Here is a 22,586-nt window from a genome sequence, read left to right on the forward strand (position 1 = left end):
CTTTCCAAGGGTGTCCGTTGTGTCCCAGGCCACAGCTCATCAGACCCGGGGGTCCCATGACAAGGGCCGACTGAAAATTGGTTTAGACCAGCTGAAGGCTGACGCTACCCCTGTACACGGATGCCGCCCCGGGCCGGGTTCAGCCCGGTGACCACCGAGGTAACGCCCACCCCCGAGGAAGGGACACCGGGCGCAAGAAACATCGCCCGGCCGCCCGGCCCACCGCACCCGCACCTTCCCCCAGCTCTGCGGAGAGTTCTACCGGCGGCAGGTGAACGCGGTGCTCCCTTTGGTCGGCCCGGCGTGTCGCTGACGTGGCCGGGCCCGACCGCAGACCTCCGGCGCCATCTCGGCGCGGTCATGCAGGTCGAGCCCGGTCTCGCCCGTCGGGTCCGGTCACGCCGGGCTGGGCAGCTCCTCAGCCCCCGCCACGTGCTCGAACACCGCCTCGCCGCCGATCACCCCGCCGAGCAGATACGCCTGCGCCTCGCCCACGTGGAAGTACATCCCGTGCAGCTCCAACGCGTCCTCCGCCAGCGCCCGCGCCACGGAGTCATGCGCACGCAGGTGCTCCAACTGCTGGACCACATTGGTCAGGCAGAGCTGCTCCACCGCGTCGGCGGCCGGCCGCCCGGCCAACCGTGCCCAGGGGCGGTCGGCATTGGCCATCCACTCCAGGCTCGGCATCCCGTGCCGCAGCCACCTCTTGAGCGGCGTCGAAGCATCCCCGGGCCCGGAATTGAGCAGCGCCTGCATGGCCCCGCACCCGGAGTGCCCGCACACCGTGATGGACCGCACCTTCAGCACGTCCACCGCATACTCGATCGCGGCCGCCACCGAGTCGTCGCCGCTCTCCTGGCCGGGCAGCGGCACCAGGTTGCCGACGTTGCGGACGACGAACAGGTCGCCGGGACCGCTGGAGGTGATCATCGACGTGACGAGCCGCGAGTCGGCGCAGGTGAGGAAGAGCTGGGAGGGCTTCTGCCCTTCCCGTGCCAGCCGCGCCAGCTCATTCCGCACCAGGGGAGCGGTGTTGCGCTGGAACGCGCTGATGCCGCGCGCGAGTTCGTGCCCGCTGGACATGGACAGGGACGTGGATCCGATGCCGGAGTCGGTGCCGGGGCCTGGGGCGGTGTCGGCGTCAGTGGCATCGGCCGTTACTCCTGCCGGAGCTCCTGCCGTGGCGTCGCTACCGCTGCCGGTCTCGGCGTCACCCGGTCCGTCCAGGCGCCAGCTCCCGCGAGGGCCCGGCTGCCTGCCCGTGCCGATACCCGTACCGCTACCCGGTCGACCTCCGGACGGCATCGCGCACTGGTGGTTGCGCCAGGGCGTCCAAGGTCGGCAACGGCATTGGGCGGCGGCCGTGGGCTCGCTGTCCCGGACTCCGGTGCGGCGGCCGGTCAGGTCGGCGGTGCCGCCCTGGCCGGTGTGCGCGTTCTGCCAGTCCTGCAGTGACTCGTACGCCGCGTGGTCCATGAACGAACCGTCCAACTCCACCACGGCGTGGGTGCCTTGGGGTACGAGATGCAGGGTCCGGCTGAGCCGGGGCACCGCGAGGAACGTCAGCTGTCCTCGTACATGTACGTAATGGACTCCCCCCTTCTCTTCGTGCGTGATGCGTGTGCGGGCGAGGCGGTGCAGGGCGACGGCGACGGCCACGGCGACCCCGAGCAGCACGCCCTCCAGGACACCGAGGATCACCACGCCGAGTGTGGTGACGGCGTACACCGGCACCTCTCGGTGGCGGGTCACGGTGCGGATGTGGTGCAGGGACACCATCTGGACGCCGACGGCCATCACCAGAGCGGCGAGCGAGGCGAGCGGGATGAGCTCCAGGAGCGGGACCATCAGCAGTGCGGCGGCTACTACGAAAACGCCGTGCAGCATCGTGGAGTTCCGGCTCACGGCACCGGATTGCACATTCGCCGAACTCCGCACCGCCACCCCGGCGACGGGCAGCCCGCCCAGCGCGCCGGAGACGATGTTGGCGGCGCCCTGGCCGAGCAGTTCCCGGTCCAGGTCGGAGCGCCCGACGTGGGCGCGCAGACCGGGGCGGCCGGCGACCATCTTGTCCACGGCGACCGCGCCGAGCAGCGACTGGACACTGCACACCAGCGTGGTCGTGAACACGGCGGCGACGATGCCCAGCACCGGACCCTCGGGCAGTCCCGCCAGGGCATGGCTGCTCCAGGACGGGAGGTCGACCTTGGGGAGGGTCAGTCCGGCCAGTGAGGCGGTCGCGGTGGCCCCGGCGACGGCGACGAGAGCGGTCGGGACCTTGCGCAGCAGGCGGCCCGCGCGACCGGGCAGCCGGGGCCAGGCCAGCAGCAGGATGAGGGTCAGCGCGCTCATCGACACGGCGGCGGGATGCAGGTCGGCCAACTGGGCGGGCAGTGCGAGGACGTTGTCGAGGACGGAGCTCTGCGGGGTGCCGCCGAGCACGATGTGCAGCTGGGCGACGGCGATGGTGACGCCGATGCCGGCGAGCATGCCGTGCACGACGGCCGGGCTGACGGCGAGGGCGGAGCGGGCCACGCGCAGGCAGCCCAGGCCCAGTTGGGCGAAGCCGGCGAGGACGGTGATGCCGCAGGTCGTCCGCCATCCGTAGCGGTGGATCAGATCGGCGGTGACGACCGTGAGTCCCGCGGCCGGGCCGCTGACCTGGAGCGGGCAGCCGCCGAGTCGTCCGGCGACGAGTCCGCCGACGGCCGCGGCCACGAGTCCGGCTTGGAGCGGGGCGCCCGTGGCGAGGGCGATGCCGAGGGACAGGGGCAGGGCGATCAGGAAGACGGCGATCGACGCGGACAGGTCGGCGCTCGCGACACGGAAGCGGCGTGTCGGTGGCGGTGGGCTGTGCGGTAGGTGGGCGCGTCTCGTGCGCGCGGGGTCGGGGGTGTGGACACCCGCCGTCCGGGCGAGGCCGGGTGTGCGGGGGTGGGTGGATGTGCAGGCTGACATGTTTCCCGTCTCCTCCGGGGCAGCGCGGTCGCGGAACAGGGGGTCCCCCGTCGATGACAGGGGCGGGTCGCGGCCGTGGGTCACGGCGTGCAGCGGCGGGATGAATCAACGCTCGGTAAACGAATCGTAATGCAGAGTAAAGGTCAAGCCTGGATTTTCGGTGCAAATGGTGCAGATATTCACCCATTGGGGTGAAGCGAGCATTTCATCGGCTTGTCGTATTAATTCCTTCTCGGTCCCGTGCGACCTTGGCGGCGCTGTCGGCACATTCCCGGCACATCACCAGAAAGCGCCCTCATCGGCGTTTGCCTGAGAGAAGGAAGAAGGTGGACGGAAACATGGCCGCCACCCAAAGGATCGCCGCGGGCGCCATGGTCGCCGCGGCCTGTGCCGCGTCGCTCGCCGGTTGCGCGACCGACTCCGAAGGCACCAAGGAAGGGGCGCCCGGCCCGCAGGAGGGAGCGCCGGCACCCAACAGCGTGCTCCGTCTGATCGGCGACGGGTCCACCGCGTACACCGGAGCCCAGCCGCACCTGCCCACACCCGAGCGGCTCAAGCCGGGCGAGAAGCCCCCGCAGTTCGTCGTCTTCTCCTGGGACGGGGCGGGGGAGGACAGTCAGAAGCTGTTCTCCCACTTCCGCAAGGTCGCCAAGGCCAACCACGCCACGATGACGTACTTCCTCAGTGGCGTGTACATGCTGCCGGAGGAGAAGCGCGATCTCTACAGACCGCCGCAGCACTCGCCGGGCCGCTCCGACATCGGCTTCAACAGCGAGCAGGGCATTGCCGACACCGTCAAGCAACTGCGGCTGGCCTGGCTGGAGGGCAATGAGATCGGCACCCATTTCAACGGCCACTTCTGCGGCGCCGACGGCGGTGTCGGCCAGTGGTCGGTGGACGAGTGGAAGGACGAGATCAGCCAGGCCAAGCAGTTCGTGAAGAACTGGAAGACCAACAGCGGCATGACCAAGGCGCCTCCGCTGCCCTTCGACTACGACAAGGAGCTCATCGGTGCCCGCACGCCCTGTCTGGAGGGCCAGAAGAACTTCATGAAGGCGGCGAGCGAACTCGGCTTCCGCTACGACACCAGCGGGGTCAACGACCAGGTCTGGCCGAAGAAGAGATACAACCTGTGGGATCTGTCGATGCAGCTCGTACCGTTCCCCGGGCACACCTACGAGCAGTTGACCATGGACTACAACTTCATGGTCAACCAGTCCGGCACCTCGACCCAGGGCGACCCCGACCAGTACGACTCCTGGGGCGACCAGATGCGGGACGGCCTGGTCAAGGGCTTCTACCGGGCGTACGACGGCAACCGCGCACCCCTGGTCATCGGCAACCACTTCGAGTCCTGGAACGGCGGCACCTACATGCGTGCCATCGACGAGGTCGTCGAGCATGTGTGCAACAAACCGGAGGTGCGCTGCGTCTCCTTCCGGCAGCTCGCCGACTGGCTGGACGCCCAGGACCCGCAGGTCCTGGCGCGGCTGCGCACCCTGAATGTCGGCGAGGCCCCCAAGCAGGGCTGGGCGTCCTTCCTGTCGGGCCGCTCCGCCCCGGCCCCGAAGGGGGTGCCGGGGGCGCCGGCGGTCAGGCAGTAGCCGTCACGCGGGGGCCGGCGTTCTCATCGAGGACGAACCCGGGGTCGACCTGCGCCGCCAGGTCGGCCCCGGTGCGCTCGTTGCCCCACGACTGGGCGTTCTTGAGGTGGAAGTGCACCATCTGGCGGGTGTAGCGCTCCCAGTCGCGCAGCTCGTACGTTGCGTCGGCGGCGACCCGAAGCATGCGCAGGGCGCGGCCGTTGGCCTCCTCCAGCTGATCGAAGCGGGGCGGTCGGCCCTTCTCCATGGCGCGCACCCAGTCCGAGTGCCCCACCGTCACGAGCAGGTCGTCACCGACCTCCGCGCGGAGGAAGTCGATGTCGTCCTGGCCCTGCACCTTGTTGCCGACGACCTTCAGGACGACGCCGTAGTCACGGGCGTACTCCTTGTACTGGCGATAGACGGAGACCCCCTTCCGGGTCGGCTCGGCGACGAGGAACGTGATGTCGAAGCGGGTGAACATGCCGGAGGCGAAGGAGTCCGAACCGGCGGTCATGTCGACCACCACGTACTCGTCGGGGCCGTCGACGAGGTGGTTCAGGAACAGCTCCACCGCTCCCGTCTTGGAGTGGTAGCAGGCGACCCCCAGGTCGGCGTCCGTGAAGGGGCCGGTGACCATCAAACGGACGGCGCCGCCGTCGAGTTCCACCGGTCGCGCGCAGGCGTCGTACACCTCGTTGGGCTCGCGCACCCGGACCAGCCGCGAGCCCTCGCCGGGCGGGGTCGTCTTGATCATCGTGGCGGTGGAGGCGATGCGCGGGTTGGAGCCGCGAAGGTAGTCCTTGATCAGGGACAAGCGGTCGCCCATCGCGGGCAGCGCGACGGCCTCCCGGTCGTCCAGGCCGAGCGCGGGGCCCAGGTGCTGGTTGATGTCGGCGTCGATGGCCACGACCGGCGCGCCTGCGGCCGCGAGGTGGCGGATGAAGAGGGAGGAGAGTGTGGTCTTGCCACTGCCGCCCTTCCCGACGAAAGCAATTTTCATGTTCACGAAGGGTAGTCGCGTGATTGCTGTACGTGGCAGGCGTACGTGAAGAAGACCACTCCTTCGTGGGGTGGGACCGCCGGGTGCGTAGGGTCGTACTCATGAGTACGACAGGCGCGACCGCCGAGCCTCCCCCAAGCTCTCGAACGAGCTCGAACAGCGGGGATCCCCTCGTGGCCCTGGGCTCGCTGCCCGGTGTGCCCGAGTCCGTGGAGTCCGTGCGCAAGGCCGTGGACCGGGTCTACGGGCACCGCATCATGCGGCGCCGCAGCAACGCGATCACCTCCGAGGCCGCGCTGCGTGGTGCCCGGGGCTCCGCCGCGCTGTCCGGTGCCGACTGGGCCCTGGAGGAGGTGCGCAGGCGCACCGACTTCAGCGGTGACGACGAGGCGCGAGTCGTGGGTGCGGCCCTGCGGCTGGGCGCCGAGGCCGGCCAACTGCTGTCCATCTGGCGGCAGTCGCCCCTCAGGGTGCTGGCCCGGCTGCACCTGGTCGCCGCCGCCAGCGACGCGGACGAGGTCGGCAGGCCCCGGCAGGACGGCGAGCCGGTCGACGAGCCGCTCATCGAGCTGCCGCTGCCCGGCGCGGACGAGGTGTCCGGGCGGCTGGAGGGGCTCTCGCAGCTGATCATCGCGGGGAGTTCCGCGCCCGCGCTGGTGACGGCCGCCGTCGTGCACGCCGAACTGCTGGCGCTGCGCCCCTTCACCTCCCACAACGGCCTGGTCGCGCGCGCGGCCGAGCGGATTGTCCTGATCGGCAGCGGTCTGGACCCGAAGTCGGTCTGCCCGGCCGAGGTGGGGCACGCCGAACTGGGTCGCGCGGCCTACCTGGCGGCCCTCGACGGCTATGTCTCCGGCACCCGGGAGGGCGTGGCGGCCTGGATCACCCACTGCGGCAGGGCGGTCGAGCTGGGCGCGCGCGAGTCCACGGCGGTGTGCGAGGCGCTGCAGCGCGGGGCCGCATAGGGCCGGACGGGCCCCTGAAGAAGCCGGGAAAAGGGTTGCGGCGGTACGAGTGCTCGTACCGCCGCTGGCATGCTCACCGGGTTACCAAGCGTCCTCGATGTGTCGCCCATCAGGCCGGGGACTTTGCCCGTCACCTGGTGTGGCTGGCCCGTAATCGACGGGTCGACGTCGCGTGGGTGCTCGGTGTTCATGCTCGGTCCGTGGGGCCAAATGCGTTTTAAAGGTGATCCTCTCGGATGTCCTTCGGTCTCGCGGGCCGTTGAGTCCTTTGTACTGCAAGCCAGGAGCAAGCGGAAGTGGCGCCCGCAGTTCTTTACTTTTAGGTTCAAACAGGAGTTAAACGGGCGCCGATATGCCGAACGAGATCAGGGTGGCGGCCAAGGGCCAGGTCAGGCGACCGAGCTCCGGCGCCGGCTGGCGTACCAGACGAGGCCCGCGGTGGCCGCGGCGGCGCCTATGGCCGCCATCGCGACCAGGGCCGGGCGCGGCGGCACGGAGAGCGTGGGCAGCCGCTGCTTGAGCCGCACCGGGCGGTGGAAGTCCAGAATCGGCCACCCGCGCGCGAGTGCCTCGCGGCGCAGCGCGCGGTCCGGGTTCACGGCGTGCGGATTGCCGACGGTCCGCAGCATGGGCAGGTCGGTCGCCGAGTCGCTGTAGGCGTAGCAGCGGTCGAGGTCGTAGCCCTCGGACGCGGCCAGCTCCTTGATCGCCTCGGCCTTGGTCGGGCCGTACGCGTAGTACTCCACCTCTCCGGTGAAGCAGCCGTCCTCGCCCACGATCATGCGGGTGGCCACCACGCGGTCCGCGCCGAGCAGCTCGCCGATCGGCTCGACCACCTCGGCGCCCGAGGTGGACACGATCACCACGTCCCGTCCGGCCTTGTGGTGCTCCTCGATGAGGGAGGCGGCCTCGTCGTAGATGATCGGGTCGATCAGATCGTGCAGCGTCTCGGCGACGATCTCCTTCACCTGTTGGACGTTCCAGCCGCGGCACAGCGAGGACAGGTACTCGCGCATGCGCTCCATCTGATCGTGGTCCAGGCCGCCGACCAGGAACACGAACTGGGCATAGGCGGTACGCAGTGCGGCCCTGCGGTTGATCAGTCCGCCTTGGTAGAACGACTTGCTGAACGTGAGCGTGCTCGACTTCGCAATGACCGTCTTGTCCAGGTCAAAGAAGGCGGCTGTGCGGGGCAAGGAGTGGTTATCCACGACGCAGAGCATAGGCGCCCACCATTCGGCGTAAGGTGGGGCGCGTGGGTTTGCCTGAGAGGGCTCTCGGGTACACCATGGAAGTCACGGATCGTTCGCGACCGTGCTAACCCGGTCCGACTCCTCCCCCCCCGAGTCGGCCGTGGGGACGACCCCCGCTCTCCCCCCCGGCGGGGGTCGTCGCATGTCCGGGTGGGTTTTCTCGTTCTTCATGCGGCCGCGAGGCTTCCGCGAGGCGACTTCGGTCGCCTTTTCTGCATGCTCATGATTGGTCACACTGTGTAGTTGTCGGACTGCTCTGCGGCAGCCCCGCGAAGGTCGGTGAGGGGCTCACCGGTATGGGTGACAGCGATATTCACATTCGCTGAGTTGTCCACAGTTTTCGACCAAGATCCACACGATTTCCGGGTTCGTCGCACGGTGATTCCTGCGCGCTCCGCTCGCCGCGAGTTCATGGCCGGTTCCGTTTGTCGGCGCGCGTATGGCCGGTTCGTATCGGCCGTTCATATGGAGGCCGGTTGCCGGTTCTTCACACCTTTGGGAATCGCGTGGCCGCAGAGAGCCGCGCGGGAGATGCAGCGAAGGGGGAGCACACGTGGCTGGAACTGTCACCCACGATCCGCCGCCCGTCACCGGAGGGCGGCCGGGCCGGCCGCTGATCGTCACCGAGGACGCCGAACTCCTCGACGACCTGCTGCGCCTGTGCGCGGCGGCCGGCGCCACACCCGAGGTCCACCACGGGGTACCGGAACACAGAGGCGGCTGGGAGGCGGCGCCGCTGGTCCTGGTCGGCGACGACGCGGCGCGGCGGGTGCGCGGGGCCGCGCGCCGACGGGGAGTGGTGCTGGTCGGCCGTGACCAGGACGACTCCGGCGTGTGGAAACGGGCCGTCCAGATCGGCGCCGACCACGTCCTGATGCTGCCCGACGGCGAACAGTGGCTCGTCGACCGCATCGCCGACGTCGCCGAGGGCGTCGGCCGCCCGGCCCTCACCGTCGGCGTCATTGGCGGCCGCGGCGGGGCCGGAGCGTCCACGCTCGCCTGCGCGCTCGCCGTCACCTCCGCGCGTGAGGGCCTGCGCACCCTGCTCGTGGACGCGGATCCGCTCGGCGGCGGACTCGACGTACTCCTCGGCGGTGAGACGGCCGAGGGACTGCGCTGGCCCGCCTTCGCCGCCTCGCGCGGCCGGGTAGGCGGCGGCGCCCTGGAGGAGTCCCTGCCCGAGCTGCACTCCCTGCGGGTGCTCAGCTGGGACCGCGGCGACTGCGTCGCCATCCCGCCCCAGGCGGTGCGGGCGGTGCTGGCCGCCGCCCGGCGGCGCGGCGGCACGGTGGTCGTCGACCTGCCCAGGCGGCTCGACGACGGCGTCGCCGAGACCCTCGCCCAACTCGACCTCGCCCTCCTCGTGGTTCCCGCCGAACTGCGCGCCGTCGCGGCGGCCGGACGGGTGGCCTCGGCGGTCGGCATGGTCCTGCGCGATCTACGGGTGGCGGTGCGGGGGCCGTACGCACCCGGTCTGGACGACCGCGAGGTGGCCAGGCTGCTCGGTCTGCCGCTGGCCGGAGAGGTGCCCGTCGAGTCCGGACTGCTGCGCCCGCACGAGAGCCGGAAACCGCCCGGTGTGACCGGCCGCGGACCGCTGGCTCGGTTCTGCAAGGGCTTCTGGGAGCGGACGCTCGTGGAAGCGGGTGGCGTATGAGGACGCTTCCCGGACTCGACCCGGCGGACGGCCCGGAACTGCTCGACGGCGTGCGGCGGTGGCTGGCCGAGAGCGGAGCCGAACCGACACCCGCGCGCGTGGCACAGGCGCTGCGCGAACAGGGGCGGGTGCTCGGCGACGCCGAAGTCCTCGGCGCGGCGGCCCGGTTGCGGTCCGAACTCGTCGGCAGCGGACCCCTGGAGCCGTTGCTCGCCGACCCCTCGGTCACCGACGTCCTGGTGTCGGCGCCCGACCGGGTGTGGGTGGACCGAGGTGGGGGCCTGGAGCTGACGCGGGTGACCTTTCCCGACGCGGCGGCCGTACGACGCCTCGCGCAGCGCCTGGCCGCGGTGGCCGGACGCCGGCTGGACGACGCGCGCCCCTGGGCGGACGCCCGGCTGCCCGACGGGACCCGGCTGCACGCCGTGCTGCCCCCGGTGGCCGTCGGCTGCACCTGCCTTTCCCTACGGGTCGTACGGCCCCGGGCGTTCACGCTCGACGAACTGGTGGCGGCGGGCACGGTGCCGCCCGACGGCGACCGCGTCCTGCGGGCGTTGCTACGGGCGCGGCTGTCGTTCCTCATCAGCGGGGGCACCGGCAGCGGCAAGACGACGCTGCTGAGCGCGCTGCTCGGGCTGGTCGGAGCGGGGGAGCGGATCGTCCTGGCCGAGGACTCGGCGGAGCTGCGGCCGGACCACCCGCACGTCGTACGGCTGGAGACCAGACCCGCCAACCAGGAGGGCGCAGGTCTGGTCACGTTGGAGGACCTGGTCCGGCAGGCGCTGCGGATGCGGCCCGACCGGCTCGTCGTGGGCGAGGTGCGCGGACCTGAGGTCGTGCATCTGCTGGCGGCGCTCAACACCGGCCACGAGGGCGGCTGCGGCACCGTCCACGCCAACGCCGCCGCGGACGTACCGGCCCGCCTGGAGGCCCTGGGGACGGCCGCCGGACTCGACCGGGCGGCGCTGCACAGCCAGTTGGCGGCGGCCCTGTCGGTGGTGCTGCATCTCGTGCGCGACCGGACCGGCCGGCGGCGGATCGCCGAGGTGCATGTGCTGGAGCGGGATCCCACGGGGCTGGTGCGGACGGTTCCGGCACTGCGCTGGGGCGTGGGGGCGTTCGTGGCGGAGCGGGGGTGGGAGCGATTGCGGGCGCTGCTGCGCGGCGAGGCGGCGTCGCTCGGCCAGGAGGTCGGCAACGGGCGGAGAGACGGAAGTGGCGGAAGTGGCGAGCGAGACGGGCGAGATGGGTGACGTGGTGGGCGATGTGACGGGCGAGTTGTCGATGGGTGCCGCCCTGGCGTGCGTCGGCGCGGCGGTCTGGCTGACCGGCGGGCGGCACTGCGGGGCGCGACGGGCGCGACTGCTGCTCGCCGGGGGCGGGGCGGTGGGGACGGGGCCGCCTTCGTGGGACCGCTCCCTGGACGAACTGCGGCGCCTGCGAGGCCGGTTGCGGGCCGAATGGTGGGCCGTGGCCGCGGGGCTGGTACTGGCGCTGCTGGGCGCCTCGGTGATTCCGGTCGTCGCGGGGGCGGCGGGGGTGCCGGTGCTGCGGCGGGTGCGGCTGGCCAGGGAGGCGCGGCGGGCGCGGGAGCGGCGCGGGGACGCGGTGATCGCGTTGTGCGGGGCGCTCGCCGGGGAGGTGCGCGCCGGACGGCAGCCGGGTGAGGCGCTGCTGCGGGCCGCCCGGGACTCCGGCGGGCTCGGAGAGACGCAGGCGACGGTGCTCGCGGCGGCCCGCTTCGGCGGGGACGTGCCGGGCGCGCTCGCCACGGCGGCCCGGCAGCCGGGCGCCGAGGGCCTGTTGGGGCTCGCCGCGTGCTGGCGGGTCGCCGTGGACCAGGGGGCGGGGCTCGCGGCCGGACTCGACCGGCTCGACGGGGCCTTGCGGGCCGAGCGGGACCAACGGGCCGACCTGCGAGCTCAGTTGGCGGGCGCTCGGGCGACGGCGGTGATGCTCGCGGCGCTGCCCGCCCTGGGCCTCCTCCTCGGTACGGCCATGGGTGCCCACCCCCTGCGCGTGCTGCTGCACACCGGTGCGGGCCTGGGCTGCCTGGTGGTCGGCGGAGTGTTCGAGGCCGCCGGGATGTGGTGGGCGGCGCGGATCGTGCGGGGAGCGGAGGCGGCATGAGCGCGGAAGTTGTCCACAGGCTGGGGGTGGCCGCCGCGGCGGTACTGATCCTCGGCTGGTTGCTGCGCCGGCTGGAGGCGGGGCGGCGCGAGCGCCGGATACGGCGACGGCTGACCGAGCTGCTGGCCCGGGAGGCGGCCGCTGCCGGACCGTCCTTCGAGGTGCGGGGCGCCGTCGGGCGGTGGCTGCCGGTGGCCGGAGTGGTGGGGGCCGGCTGGGTGCTGGTCGGCGGGGCCGCGGGAGTCGCGGTGGGCGTGGGCGCCGCCGTGGGGCTGTGGCGATGGCGGCGCCGCCAGGGGCAGGCGGGCCCGGCGGAGGAGTACGACGCCGCTCAGGCCGCCCGCCAGCTCCCCCTCGCCGCCGACCTCCTGGCGGCCTGCATCGCGGCCGGGGCCGGGCCGGTGATCGCCGCCCAGGCCGTCGGTGAGGCCCTCGCGGGGCCCGTGGGGGAAGGGCTGGCGCGGGGTGCGGCGGAGGTGCGGCTCGGCGGCGAACCGGCGGACGCGTGGCGCCGGTTGGCGGCCATGCCGGGTGCCGGCGCCCTGGCGCGGCTGTTGGAGCGCGCCGACGAGTCCGGGCTCCCCGCGGCCGGACCGGTCGCCCGGCTCGCCGCGGACGCCCGCGCGGACTGGGCGCGCACCGCGACGGCGCGGGCCCGCCGGGCGGCCGTCATGGTCACCGCGCCGGTGGGGCTGTGCTTCCTGCCCGCCTTCATCGCGGTCGGCGTACTGCCCGTGGTGATCGGGCTCGCGGGCGGAGTGGTGCGAGGGGGTGGTGGATGACGGCGGTGACCGGCGGACGTGAGTGAGCAACAAGTCGCACAGTCGAGGGAGTTGAAATGGTCAAGAAGTCCGAGAAGGCCGAGAACACCGACAAGATCCAGCAGGCCGAGATGCCGGGGAAAGTCGAGGTGGTCGAGAAGGTCGCGAAGGCGCGGGCCTGGTGGCAGGCATTGCGGGTGCGGGACGCCGGGATGGTCACGTCGGAGTACGCGATGGGGATCGTCGCGGCGGTCGGCTTCGCGTTGCTGCTCTACGAGGTCGTGACGAGCGGGCAGGTCCGGTCCGAACTGCAGGCCATCGTGAAACGAGCCCTCAGTGCGCGGATGTGAGCGGGCCGGGGACCGGGGGTTCGTGACGGCCGAGGCGGCGGTGGCGCTGCCCGTGCTCGTGGCGTTCACGATGGCGCTGGTCTGGGGGCTGCTCGCGGTGGCGGCCCGGATCCAGTGCGTGGACGCGGCGCGCACGGGCGCCCGGGCCGCGGCGCGCCAGGATCCGGCCGAGTCGGTGGTGGCCGTCACCCGTGCGGCGGCACCCGAAGGGGCGAACGTGATGGTGGCCGATGAGGGGGACCAGGTGCGGGTGACGGTCGTGGCGAAGCCGCCCCTGCTGCCCGGCCTGCCGTTCGAGGTACGGGAGGAGGCCGTGGCGGCCGCGGAGGACACGCTGGGGACGAGGCCGACGGGGGAGGAGGGGCCGTGAGCCGCGGTTCGTCCGGCGGCGCCGGGGGCGGGGTCCGGGGCCGCCTCCGGGGCCGGCTTCCGGGCCGGTTCTCGGATCGTGGGTCCGCCACCGTCTGGAGTGTCGGTGCCATCGCCGTGCTGTGTGTGGTGTTCGGTGTCGTACTCGCGCTCGGGCAGGCCGTCGTGGTCCGGCACCGGGCGGCGGGCGGTGCGGATCTCGCGGCGCTCGCGGCGGCCGACCACTGGGCCGAGGGCACCACGGGGGCCTGCGCCCGCGCGGAGCGGGTGGCGGGGGCCCAGGGCACCCGGCTGGTGCGGTGCGCGATCGTGGGCGACACCTCGGACGTGACGGCGGCGTCGGGGCGGGGGCCGTTCGCGGCGGAGGTCAGGGCACGGGCGGGCCCGGCCGGCCCGCCTCAGCCGGACCGACCGATACGTCGGCCGGACCCCCTGCTGCCTCCGCCGGGCCCCCTCGCCACTCCAATGGACGCGTCGCCTGGACCCGTCGCCGGCTCCTAAGCGGTCGGGCCCTGCGCCGGCTCCTCCGGCGGCCCTTCCTCCCGCTCCTCCCGCTCCTCCCGCTTCTCCTCCGGCGCCCCCCGCAGCAGCACCGTGAGCAGGCGTACGGCGCCCCGTTTGTGCAGTGGATCGTTGCCGTTGCCGCACTTGGGGGACTGGATGCAGGACGGGCAGCCGGCGTCGCACTCGCAGGAGGCGATGGCCTCGCGGGTGGCGACAAGCCAGTCGCGGGCGGTGTGGAAGGCGCGTTCCGCGAAGCCCGCGCCGCCCGGGTGGCCGTCGTACACGAAGACCGTCGGCAGGAGCGTGTCGGGGTGCAGCGGGACCGACACGCCGCCGATGTCCCAGCGGTCGCAGGTGGCGAACAGCGGCAGCATGCCGATGGAGGCGTGCTCGGCGGCGTGCAGGGCACCGCCGAGGATCTCCGGGCCGATCCGGGCCTCGTCCAGCTGGTCCTCGGTGACCGTCCACCACACCGCGCGCGTGCGCAGCGTACGAGGAGGGAGGTCGAGTTTCGTCTCGCCCAGTACTTCGCCGGTGATGAGGCGTCTGCGGAGGAAGGAGACCACCTGGTTGGTGACCTCCACCGAGCCGTAGCACAGGCGGCCCGCACCCCAGGGGACCTCGATGTCCGTCTCCAGGACGGAGACCGACGTCGTGTCGCGGGCGACCGTCGAGTACGGCGGGTCCGCCTGCTCGACCAGGGCGACGGAGTCCTCCAGGTCCAGGGAACGCACCAGATAGGTGCGGCCCTGGTGCAGGTGCACGGCACCCTCGTGGACCGTGGAGTGCGCGGCGCTCGCGTCCACCGTGCCCAGCAGGCGCCCCGTCCCCTCCTCGACGACCTGCACCGGCCGCCCGCCCTCGCCGCGGATGTCGGTCAGGTCGGCGGCCCGCTCGCGGCGCGTCCAGTGCCAGGCCTTGGTACGGCGGCGCAGCAGCTTCGCGGCCTCCAGCTGCGGCAGCAGCTCCGCGCAGGCGGGGCCGAACAGGTCCAGGTCGTCGTCGGTCAGCGGGATCTCCGCGGCGGCCGCGCACAGGTGCGGGGCCAGGACGTACGGGTTGTCGGGGTCGAGGACCGTCGATTCCACCGGTTGGTCGAACAGGGCCTCGGGATGGTGGACGAGGAAGGTGTCCAGCGGGTCGTCGCGGGCGATCAGGACGGCCAGGGCGCCCTGGCCGGAGCGGCCCGCCCGGCCGGCCTGCTGCCACAGGGAGGCGCGGGTGCCGGGGTATCCGGCGATCAGCACGGCGTCCAGGCCGGAGACGTCCACGCCGAGCTCCAGGGCCGTCGTCGCGGCCAGGCCGAGGAGCTCGCCGGAGTGCAGGGCGCGTTCCAGGGCGCGGCGCTCCTCGGGGAGGTATCCGCCGCGGTAGGCCGCGACACGCCGGGCCAGGGAGCGGTCCACCTCGGCCAGGCGCTCCTGGGCGATCACCGAGATCAGCTCGGCGCCGCGCCGGGAGCGGACGAAGGCGACGGAGCGCACGCCCTGCACGGTGAGGTCGGTCAGCAGGTCGGCGGTCTCGGCCGTGGCCGTACGCCGGACGGGTGCACCTTTCTCGCCGTGCAACTCGGTGAGCGGGGGCTCCCAGAGGGCGAACACAAGCTCCCCGCGCGGGGAGGCGTCGTCGGCGACCTCGACGACCGGCAGGCCGGTGAGGCGGCGGGCGGCCACGGACGGCTCCGCGGCGGTCGCGGAGGCCAGCAGGAACACCGGCGAGGCGCCGTAGCGGGCGCACAGGCGACGCAGGCGGCGCAGGACCTGGGCGACGTGGGAGCCGAAGACGCCCCGGTAGGTGTGGCACTCGTCGATCACGACGTACTTGAGCGCCTTGAGGAAGGAGGACCAGCGGGGGTGGGAGGGCAATATGCCGCGGTGCAGCATGTCCGGGTTGGTGAGGACGTAGTTGGCGTACTGGCGGACCCACTCGCGTTCCTCGAACGGGGTGTCGCCGTCGTACACGGCCGGGCGTACGGCGGTGCCCAGAGGATGTGAAAGTTCTTTCACCGAGCGGCACTGGTCGGCGGCGAGGGCCTTGGTGGGAGCCAGGTAGAGGGCGGTGGCACCGCGTCCGTTCGGGGCCTCGGAGCCGTCCAGCAGGGTCGACAGGACGGGGACGAGGTACGCCAGGGACTTGCCGGACGCCGTGCCCGTGGCGACGACCACCGAATCGCCGTCCAGGGCGTGCTCGGCGGCGAGCGCCTGGTGGGCCCAGGGGTGTTCGATTCCGCAGGCCTGGACCGCCGCGATCACTTCCGGGCGAATCCGGTCTGGCCAGACGGCATGCCGACCCGCCCTCGGGGGCAAGTGCTCCGTATGAGTGATGCGCGAAGCCCGGCTCGGTCCCGAGGCGAGCCGGTCCAGGACGGTGCCCGGAGTGAAGCGGGATGCGGGGTCCGTCGGGGTTCGATCGGATCGGTGATTCTCGGCCATCGGACCCGAGTCTGTCACCGGCGTGACGGACAATGGAGCCAAGGCGTCGTGCACGCCCGCCGGTAAGTGATTGAATGCCATCGCGGCTGGCGAACTGCCCCGGGGGCCGCAAGCCGAGGTGTCCCGAGGGGCGACCGCTCGATAGCAAGGTGCTGGAGGATCCGTGGACCTGTCCCTGTCGACCCGTACCGTCGGCGATCGTACGGTCGTCGAGGTCGGTGGCGAAATCGACGTATATACCGCGCCCAAGTTGCGCGAACAGCTGGTCGAGCTGGTGAACGACGGGAATTTCCATCTCGTCGTCGACATGGAGGGCGTGGACTTCCTCGACTCCACCGGGCTCGGCGTGCTGGTCGGTGGCCTGAAGCGCGTGCGCGCCCATGAGGGCTCGCTGCGCCTGGTCTGCAACCAGGAGCGCATTCTCAAGATCTTCCGCATCACCGGCCTCACCAAGGTGTTCCCGATTCACACCTCGGTCGAGGAAGCGGTAGCGGCCACCGACTGACCCCGGGCCGCCGACTCTCCCGGGCCGCCGATCGGCCCGAGGGTGTCGGCGCGCCTTCGCCCTGGCCCGTTCGCCCGGGGCGGAAGAAGTTCATCAGGGGGTCCGGGCTTTCGGCGGCCCGGCCCCCGACCGCACGCCCGTAGTACCGCACGCCCGTAGTTCCGAGGGGGATGTATGGCCACCGTTGAACTCCGCTTCAGCGCGTTGCCCGAACATGTCCGGACCGCCCGACTGGTGGCGGCAGCGGTGGCGCGCAGGGCCGGAGTGGACGAGGCCGTACTCGACGAGGTCCGGCTCGCCGTCGGTGAGGCGTGCTCCCGTGCCGTCGGACTGCATCAGAGCGCGGGCATCACCTCACCGGTGAGGGTGGCGCTGATCGAAGAGGAGAAACAGTTCTCCATCGAGGTCGGCGACGAGGCGCCGCGCTCGGCCCCGGGTGACCGGGCGCCCGGCGGAGCCTCGGAGGGCGCGGACGCGGAGGCCGAGGAGGACGAGATGGGCCTCGCGGTCATCAGCGGCCTCGTCGACGATGTGGAGGTCACCGCCGGCGAGCACGGTGGACTGATCCGCATGACCTGGCCGACGACGCCGCCCGCGGCGGTGCCGGTCCCCTGATCCGGACCGCTGCGTACAGCGACTTTCCTTCCGAAGGGCCCTACACCGTAGGGCCCTTCGGCATGTGCGGGCGCGGGCGCCCGGGCCTGCCGTGACCCGGTCGGACGTACCGCGTCCCCCAATTCGTGAATCAATTCACGATCAATAGCGCGATAATGGATCAAGCGTCAACGCTTTTAGGGCATTACCACTTTCGGGTTCCTTGCTCGGCCGACGATCATTTGCTCAAAGGCGGATGCAGGCCAATTCCGTTTACCGCGCTCTGTTTTGATCAGGTTCCGGTACCTAGAATCCGTCCACATCTTGAGCTCAGTCCAAGCGTCAAGGAGGACGAATGGCGGGGCTTTCTACCCCTCATCAGTTGGGCCACCCCACAACCTTCGCAGCAGCAGTCCTGACGGACGACAACCGCGTCCTGGTGGCAGTCATCGCGGTCGTCGCCCTGGCGGCGCTCGCGGTCGCCGGAGTCCTGGTGCGCCAGGTGCTCGCGGCCGGCGAGGGCACCGACAGCATGAAGAAGATCGCGGCGGCGGTCCAGGAAGGCGCGAACGCCTATCTGGCCCGGCAGTTGCGCACCCTCGGCGTATTCGCCGTCGTGGTGTTCTTCCTGCTCATGCTGCTGCCCGCGGACGACTGGAATCAGCGCGCCGGCCGATCGGTGTTCTTCCTGATCGGTGCCGCGTTCTCGGCGGCCACCGGCTATATCGGCATGTGGCTCGCCGTGCGCAGCAATGTGCGCGTCGCCGCGGCGGCCCGCGAGGCCACCCCGGCGGAAGGCGAGCCGGCAAAGGATCTCACCGAGGTCTCCCACAAAGCCATGAAGATCGCTTTCCGTACGGGCGGCGTCGTCGGCATGTTCACGGTGGGGCTCGGCCTGCTGGGCGCCTCCTGTGTGGTGCTGGTGTACGCGGCCGACGCGCCGAAGGTGCTCGAAGGCTTCGGCCTCGGGGCCGCCCTGATCGCCATGTTCATGCGTGTCGGCGGCGGTATCTTCACCAAGGCCGCCGACGTCGGCGCCGACCTGGTCGGCAAGGTCGAGCAGGGCATTCCGGAGGACGATCCGCGTAATGCCGCGACCATCGCCGACAACGTGGGCGACAACGTCGGCGACTGCGCCGGTATGGCGGCCGACCTCTTCGAGTCGTACGCCGTGACCCTGGTCGCCGCGCTGATCCTCGGCAAGGTGGCGTTCGGCGACTCCGGGCTCGCCTTCCCGCTGCTGGTGCCCGCGATCGGCGTGATCACGGCCATGATCGGCATCTTCGCGGTCGCCCCGCGCCGCTCCGACCGCAGTGGCATGACCGCGATCAACCGCGGCTTCTTCATCTCCGCGGTGATCTCACTGGCGCTGGTCGCCGTGGCCGTCTTCGTCTATCTGCCCAGCAGCTACGCGGACCTCGACGGCGTCACCGACGCGGCGATCCACGGCAAGGACGGCGACCCGCGGATCCTCGCGGTGGTCGCGGTGGGCATCGGCATCCTGCTCGCCGCCGTGATCCAGCAGTTGACCGGCTACTTCACCGAGACCAACCGACGCCCGGTCCGGGACATCGGCAAGACCTCGCTGACCGGTCCGGCCACCGTCGTGCTCGCCGGCGTCTCGCTGGGTCTCGAATCGGCCGTCTACACCGCCCTGTTGATCGGCCTGTCCGTCTACGGGGCGTTCCTGCTCGGCGGTACGTCCATCATGCTGGCCCTGTTCGCGGTCGCGCTGGCCGGCACCGGTCTGCTCACCACGGTCGGTGTCATCGTCGCCATGGACACCTTCGGGCCGGTTTCCGACAACGCGCAGGGCATCGCCGAGATGTCCGGCGACGTCGAGGGCGAGGGCGCGCAGGTGCTCACCAACCTGGACGCGGTCGGCAACACGACCAAGGCCATCACCAAGGGCATCGCCATCGCCACGGCCGTGCTGGCGGCGTCGGCGCTCTTCGGGTCGTACCGCGACGCGATCACCACGAACGTGCAGGACGTGGGCGCGAAGCTGACCGGACCGGGAGCACCGCTGAGCCTGTCGCTGGACATCTCGCAGCCCAACAACCTGGTCGGCCTCATCGCGGGCGCGGCGGTCGTCTTCCTCTTCTCGGGGCTGGCGATCAACGCCGTGTCGCGGTCGGCCGGTGCGGTGGTCTACGAGGTCCGGCGGCAGTTCCGTGAGAAGCCCGGGATCATGAACTACACGGAGACGCCGGAGTACGGCAAGGTCGTCGACATCTGCACCAAGGACGCCCTCAGGGAGCTGGCGACGCCCGGCCTCCTGGCCGTCATGGCCCCGATCTTCATCGGGTTCACGCTCGGCGTCGGCGCGCTCGGCTCCTACCTCGCCGGCGCGATCGGCGCGGGCACGCTGATGGCGGTGTTCCTCGCCAACTCCGGTGGTGCCTGGGACAACGCCAAGAAGCTCGTCGAGGACGGGCACCACGGCGGCAAGGGCAGTGAGGCCCACGCCGCGACGGTGATCGGTGACACGGTCGGTGACCCGTTCAAGGACACCGCAGGTCCCGCGATCAACCCGCTGCTGAAGGTCATGAACCTGGTGTCGCTGCTCATCGCGCCCGCGGTCATCAAGTTCTCCTACGGCGACGACAAGAACCTCGGCGTACGGATCGCGATCGCGCTCCTCGCGCTGATGGTCATCGTCGGCGCGGTCTACGTCTCCAAGCGGCGCGGGATCGCCGTGGGCGACGAGGACAGTGCCGACCGGGTGGCCAAGTCGGCCGATCCCGCGGTGGTTTCGTAGGCGGTCTTACGGAGGACTGTCCAACGGGCGGGCGGACGGAGCGTAGTGACGCACCGTCCGCCCGCTCGTGTGTGCGCACGCCGCTCCGGGCGTGCGTACGCCGTTCTCGGTGTGCGCACGCCGTCGCCGTGAGCCTTCTCTCGCTTGGCGCAAATGGTCCCAAAAGTTATCTTAAAGGATGTTCGACATGTGGCTGTGGCCCATCCGGCGTGTAGGGTCCGGGGGCCGAGAGCCGTTGAAGGGACCGATCCGGTGAACAAGAAGCTCGCGGCCGCACTGTCCGGCGGTGCGGTACTCGTGGTGGCGCTGACGGGATGCAGCAGCGGCAGCGGAAGCGACAACAACGACAAGCTCGACGCCTGGGCCAAGCAGGTGTGCGACGCCGTGCAGCCGCAGGCCAAGAAGATCGAGGCCGCCAACACCGCGATCCAGAAGGAGACGTCGGACAACAGCGCTCCGGCGGACGTCCAGAAGACCGACGCGAAGGCGTTCCAGGACATGTCCGACGCCTACAAGGCGATCGGTGCCGCCGTGAACGCGGCCGGCGCGCCCAACGTCGACAACGGCGCGAAGAAGCAGAAGGACGCCGTCAAGGAGCTCGACGGCATCGCGACGCAGTACGCCGGCCTGAAGAAGCAGGTCGACGAGCTCGACACCAAGGACCAGGCGAAGTTCGCCGACGGTCTCAAGGACATCGCGACCCAGCTGGACAAGCTGAGCCAGACCGGGAACGACGCCCTCAAGAACCTGGAGGAGGGCGACGTCGGCCAGGCGATGGCCAAGCAGGCGAGCTGCAAGTCGGCCTCCTCGTCGGCGTCGGCCCCGGCGACATCGGGCTGAGCCCGCGCGCGGGGCGTTCGGGTACGTGCGATGTCGGTCCGAGCGGACACAATGGGGAACGTGAGTAACGCCACCCAGTCCCCCCTGCCGTCCGCCGACCGCCCCGACGTCGCAGCCCGGCTCCGCGAGGCCCTGCTCGGCGCGTCCTTCACCGCCGACGGGCTGCTCGACCTGCTCGGCGCGCCCGCGTACGCGGCGCTGGCCCGCAGCGAGACCGTGCCCGCGCTCCGGGCGACCCGCGGGGACACGCCGCTGGAGACGCTGGTGCGGCTGTTCCTGCTGCAGCAGCCCGTGCCGCACGCGCGCGTGGCGGACGTGCTGCCCGTCGACGCGTGCCTGGAGAGCGGCTGGCTGGTGCGCACCGGTGCGGGCCCCCAGGACGACGTGGCCGCCACCGTGGACGTGCGGCCGTACGGCGGGCCGGATGGCGAGGACTGGTTCATCGTGTCCGACCTCGGGTGCGCCGTCGGCGGCGCGGGCGGGATCGGCAACCGCGACGAGGGCGTCGTCCTCGGGGTGGGCGGGGCGTCCACCACGCTCGCGGGCATCACCGTGCGCGCGCCCGTCGCCGCCGCGCTCGACCTCGGCACCGGCTCCGGGATCCAGGCGCTGCACGCCGCCCAGCACGTCACGCGCGTGACGGCGACCGACCTCAACCCCCGTGCCCTGCACATCACCGCGCTCACCCTCGCCCTGTCCGGCGCCCCCGCGGCCGATCTGCGCGAAGGCTCGCTGTTCGAGCCGGTCAAGGAGGAGGAGACGTACGACCTGATCGTCTCCAACCCGCCGTTCGTGATCTCGCCCGGTGCCCGGCTGACCTACCGCGACGGCGGGATGGGCGGGGACGATCTGTGCCGCTCGCTCGTTCAAGGAGCGGGCGACCGCCTGAACGAGGGCGGGTTCGCGCAGTTCCTCGCCAACTGGCAGCACGTGGAAGGGGAGGACTGGCAGGACAGGATCAGGTCGTGGGTGCCGCGCGGGTGCGACGCGTGGATCGTGCAGCGCGAGGTGCAGGACGTCACGCAGTACGCCGAGTTGTGGCTCAGGGACGCGGGCGACCACCGCGGCGACCAGGCCGAGTACCAGGCGCGGTACGACGCTTGGCTCGACGAGTTCGAGGCGCGCAAGGTCAAGGCGGTGGGCTTCGGTTGGATCACGCTGCGCAAGACCTCGGCGGCGGTGCCCTCCGTCGTCGTGGAGGAGTGGCCGCACCCGATCGAGCAGCCGCTCGGTGAGACGGTCCGGGCGCACTTCGCCCGCCTCGACTACCTCCGCGAGCACGACGACGCGGCCCTGCTCGAAGGGCACTTCAGGCTGGTCGCCGAGGTGGTCCAGGAGCAGGTCGGGCTGCCCGGCGCCGAGGACCCCGAGCATGTGGTGCTGCGTCAGAACCGTGGCATGCGCCGCGCCACCCGGGTGGACACGGTCGGCGCCGGCTTCGCGGGCGTGTGCGACGGCACGCTGAGCGCGGGCCGCATCCTGGACGCCATCGCCCAGCTGATGGGCGAGGATCCGGTGGTGCTGCGCGACCGCACCCCCGCGCAGATCCGCCTGCTGGTCGAGCAGGGCTTCCTGGAGCCGGCCGGCTGAGCCGACCGGGCGTCGGCCCGGGACGGCGGGGTCGGGGCGGCTGGGCCGCGCGGTACGCGCTCGCCGCTCGCCGGGCCGGGTGCTCCTGCGGCGACCCGCGCATGGCCGGCGCGGCACGTGGCTCCCCGCCCGTGCGGCCCACGGCCCCGACCGTGCCGTACCCCACACCGCCCGACCGTGCCGTACCCCACACCGGTCGGGTGACCCACGTCGCATCGGACCCGCGGCGCGGTCCTGGTTCCCGGCGTGTCGGGCCCGGAGGAGCGGGAGAATCGATCAGGACGCGCCGTCGGCGGGAAAACGGCCGGAAAATTACCGGCGCTCCGCCCGG

18 protein-coding genes are annotated in these 22,586 nt (G+C 71.7%); 14 read left to right on the plus strand and 4 right to left on the minus strand.

Annotated elements, in window-relative coordinates; translation table 11 throughout:
- Positions 1–396 precede the first annotated feature (396 nt).
- Positions 397–2,958, minus strand: a complete 2,562-nt coding sequence (locus IPZ69_RS37885) for a SulP family inorganic anion transporter (RefSeq protein ID WP_235459253.1) — start codon at positions 2,956–2,958, stop codon at positions 397–399.
- Positions 2,959–3,296: 338 nt separating this feature from the next.
- Between IPZ69_RS37885 and IPZ69_RS37890 the strand changes: the two genes are divergently transcribed.
- A complete protein-coding gene (locus IPZ69_RS37890) occupies positions 3,297–4,562 on the plus strand; it encodes a hypothetical protein (RefSeq protein ID WP_235459254.1) in 1,266 nt (421 codons plus the stop codon).
- Here IPZ69_RS37890 and IPZ69_RS37895 read toward each other — a convergent pair.
- Positions 4,552–5,544: an ATP-binding protein gene (locus IPZ69_RS37895; protein ID WP_235459255.1), complete on the minus strand. Its 993-nt coding sequence runs from the start codon at positions 5,542–5,544 to the stop codon at positions 4,552–4,554. The two genes, IPZ69_RS37890 and IPZ69_RS37895, sit on opposite strands and share 11 nt — an antisense overlap.
- A gap of 101 nt (positions 5,545–5,645) precedes the next feature.
- Here IPZ69_RS37895 and IPZ69_RS37900 point away from each other — a divergent pair, with 101 nt between their 5' ends.
- Positions 5,646–6,509, plus strand: a complete 864-nt coding sequence (locus IPZ69_RS37900) for a Fic family protein (RefSeq protein WP_235459256.1) — start codon at positions 5,646–5,648, stop codon at positions 6,507–6,509.
- A gap of 389 nt (positions 6,510–6,898) precedes the next feature.
- Here IPZ69_RS37900 and IPZ69_RS37905 read toward each other — a convergent pair whose 3' ends face one another.
- The gene (locus IPZ69_RS37905; RefSeq protein WP_235459257.1) at positions 6,899–7,732 is read right to left on the minus strand and encodes an HAD family hydrolase; all 834 of its coding nucleotides are present in this window, start codon (positions 7,730–7,732) and stop codon (positions 6,899–6,901) included.
- Between the two features lie 583 nt (positions 7,733–8,315).
- Between IPZ69_RS37905 and ssd the strand changes: the two genes are divergently transcribed.
- The 7 genes from ssd to IPZ69_RS37940 all read left to right on the plus strand — a co-directional run bounded on the left by ssd (position 8,316) and on the right by IPZ69_RS37940 (position 13,530).
- The gene (gene ssd, locus IPZ69_RS37910; protein WP_235459258.1) at positions 8,316–9,419 is read left to right on the plus strand and encodes a septum site-determining protein Ssd; all 1,104 of its coding nucleotides are present in this window, start codon (positions 8,316–8,318) and stop codon (positions 9,417–9,419) included.
- Positions 9,416–10,672, plus strand: coding sequence for a TadA family conjugal transfer-associated ATPase (locus IPZ69_RS37915; protein ID WP_235459259.1), 1,257 nt, complete (start codon positions 9,416–9,418; stop codon positions 10,670–10,672). The genes ssd and IPZ69_RS37915 overlap by 4 nt, the downstream gene beginning before the upstream one ends.
- A gap of 31 nt (positions 10,673–10,703) precedes the next feature.
- A complete protein-coding gene (locus tag IPZ69_RS37920; protein WP_235459270.1) occupies positions 10,704–11,549 on the plus strand; it encodes a type II secretion system F family protein in 846 nt (281 codons plus the stop codon).
- Positions 11,546–12,331 carry a type II secretion system F family protein gene (locus IPZ69_RS37925; RefSeq protein ID WP_235459260.1) on the plus strand — a complete coding sequence of 262 codons (786 nt, stop codon included), beginning with the start codon at positions 11,546–11,548 and terminating at the stop codon, positions 12,329–12,331. The genes IPZ69_RS37920 and IPZ69_RS37925 overlap by 4 nt, the downstream gene beginning before the upstream one ends.
- A gap of 191 nt (positions 12,332–12,522) precedes the next feature.
- The gene (locus tag IPZ69_RS37930) at positions 12,523–12,660 is read left to right on the plus strand and encodes a DUF4244 domain-containing protein (protein WP_235459271.1); all 138 of its coding nucleotides are present in this window, start codon (positions 12,523–12,525) and stop codon (positions 12,658–12,660) included.
- 22 nt (positions 12,661–12,682) lie between these two features.
- Positions 12,683–13,030 (plus strand): TadE family type IV pilus minor pilin, encoded by a 348-nt coding sequence (locus tag IPZ69_RS37935; RefSeq protein WP_235459261.1) that lies wholly within the window; start codon positions 12,683–12,685, stop codon positions 13,028–13,030.
- Complete coding sequence (locus IPZ69_RS37940) at positions 13,027–13,530, plus strand: Rv3654c family TadE-like protein (RefSeq protein ID WP_308407582.1); 504 nt, start codon at positions 13,027–13,029, stop codon at positions 13,528–13,530. Before IPZ69_RS37935 ends, IPZ69_RS37940 begins: the two co-directional genes overlap by 4 nt.
- On the opposite strand, the gene IPZ69_RS37945 is transcribed toward IPZ69_RS37940, so the two are convergent.
- A complete protein-coding gene (locus IPZ69_RS37945) occupies positions 13,527–16,046 on the minus strand; it encodes a DEAD/DEAH box helicase (RefSeq protein ID WP_235459262.1) in 2,520 nt (839 codons plus the stop codon). The genes IPZ69_RS37940 and IPZ69_RS37945 overlap by 4 nt on opposite strands.
- A gap of 82 nt (positions 16,047–16,128) precedes the next feature.
- On the opposite strand from IPZ69_RS37945, the gene bldG reads away from it, so the two are divergent.
- The 5 genes from bldG to IPZ69_RS37970 all read left to right on the plus strand — a co-directional run bounded on the left by bldG (position 16,129) and on the right by IPZ69_RS37970 (position 22,255).
- A complete protein-coding gene (gene bldG, locus IPZ69_RS37950; RefSeq protein ID WP_010986038.1) occupies positions 16,129–16,470 on the plus strand; it encodes an anti-sigma factor antagonist BldG in 342 nt (113 codons plus the stop codon).
- A gap of 174 nt (positions 16,471–16,644) precedes the next feature.
- Entirely contained in the window at positions 16,645–17,085 is a 441-nt protein-coding gene (locus IPZ69_RS37955; protein ID WP_235459263.1) for an ATP-binding protein, read from the plus strand.
- 334 nt (positions 17,086–17,419) lie between these two features.
- Positions 17,420–19,825 (plus strand): sodium-translocating pyrophosphatase, encoded by a 2,406-nt coding sequence (locus IPZ69_RS37960; protein ID WP_235459264.1) that lies wholly within the window; start codon positions 17,420–17,422, stop codon positions 19,823–19,825.
- A 252-nt stretch (positions 19,826–20,077) separates the two neighbouring features.
- On the plus strand, positions 20,078–20,665 hold the full coding sequence (locus IPZ69_RS37965; protein WP_235459265.1) for a small secreted protein: 588 nt from the start codon (positions 20,078–20,080) through the stop codon (positions 20,663–20,665).
- Positions 20,666–20,716: 51 nt separating this feature from the next.
- Positions 20,717–22,255 (plus strand): class I SAM-dependent methyltransferase, encoded by a 1,539-nt coding sequence (locus IPZ69_RS37970; protein ID WP_268835548.1) that lies wholly within the window; start codon positions 20,717–20,719, stop codon positions 22,253–22,255.
- Positions 22,256–22,586: the final 331 nt, after the last annotated feature.

This window comes from Streptomyces olivochromogenes (genome assembly GCF_021538895.1).
GTDB lineage: Bacteria > Actinomycetota > Actinomycetes > Streptomycetales > Streptomycetaceae > Streptomyces > Streptomyces olivochromogenes_A.

Coding starts and splice junctions, on each gene's coding strand:
- IPZ69_RS37885 (WP_235459253.1), bottom strand. CDS start 2,958: ATGTCAGCCTGCACATCCACCCACCCCCGCACACCCGGCCTCGCCCGG.
- IPZ69_RS37890 (WP_235459254.1), top strand. CDS start 3,297: ATGGCCGCCACCCAAAGGATCGCCGCGGGCGCCATGGTCGCCGCGGCC.
- IPZ69_RS37895 (WP_235459255.1), bottom strand. CDS start 5,544: ATGAAAATTGCTTTCGTCGGGAAGGGCGGCAGTGGCAAGACCACACTC.
- IPZ69_RS37900 (WP_235459256.1), top strand. CDS start 5,646: ATGAGTACGACAGGCGCGACCGCCGAGCCTCCCCCAAGCTCTCGAACG.
- IPZ69_RS37905 (WP_235459257.1), bottom strand. CDS start 7,732: ATGCTCTGCGTCGTGGATAACCACTCCTTGCCCCGCACAGCCGCCTTC.
- IPZ69_RS37915 (WP_235459259.1), top strand. CDS start 9,416: ATGAGGACGCTTCCCGGACTCGACCCGGCGGACGGCCCGGAACTGCTC.
- IPZ69_RS37920 (WP_235459270.1), top strand. CDS start 10,704: ATGGGTGCCGCCCTGGCGTGCGTCGGCGCGGCGGTCTGGCTGACCGGC.
- IPZ69_RS37925 (WP_235459260.1), top strand. CDS start 11,546: ATGAGCGCGGAAGTTGTCCACAGGCTGGGGGTGGCCGCCGCGGCGGTA.
- IPZ69_RS37930 (WP_235459271.1), top strand. CDS start 12,523: ATGGTCACGTCGGAGTACGCGATGGGGATCGTCGCGGCGGTCGGCTTC.
- IPZ69_RS37945 (WP_235459262.1), bottom strand. CDS start 16,046: ATGGCATTCAATCACTTACCGGCGGGCGTGCACGACGCCTTGGCTCCA.
- IPZ69_RS37955 (WP_235459263.1), top strand. CDS start 16,645: ATGGCCACCGTTGAACTCCGCTTCAGCGCGTTGCCCGAACATGTCCGG.
- IPZ69_RS37960 (WP_235459264.1), top strand. CDS start 17,420: ATGGCGGGGCTTTCTACCCCTCATCAGTTGGGCCACCCCACAACCTTC.
- IPZ69_RS37970 (WP_268835548.1), top strand. CDS start 20,717: ATGGGGAACGTGAGTAACGCCACCCAGTCCCCCCTGCCGTCCGCCGAC.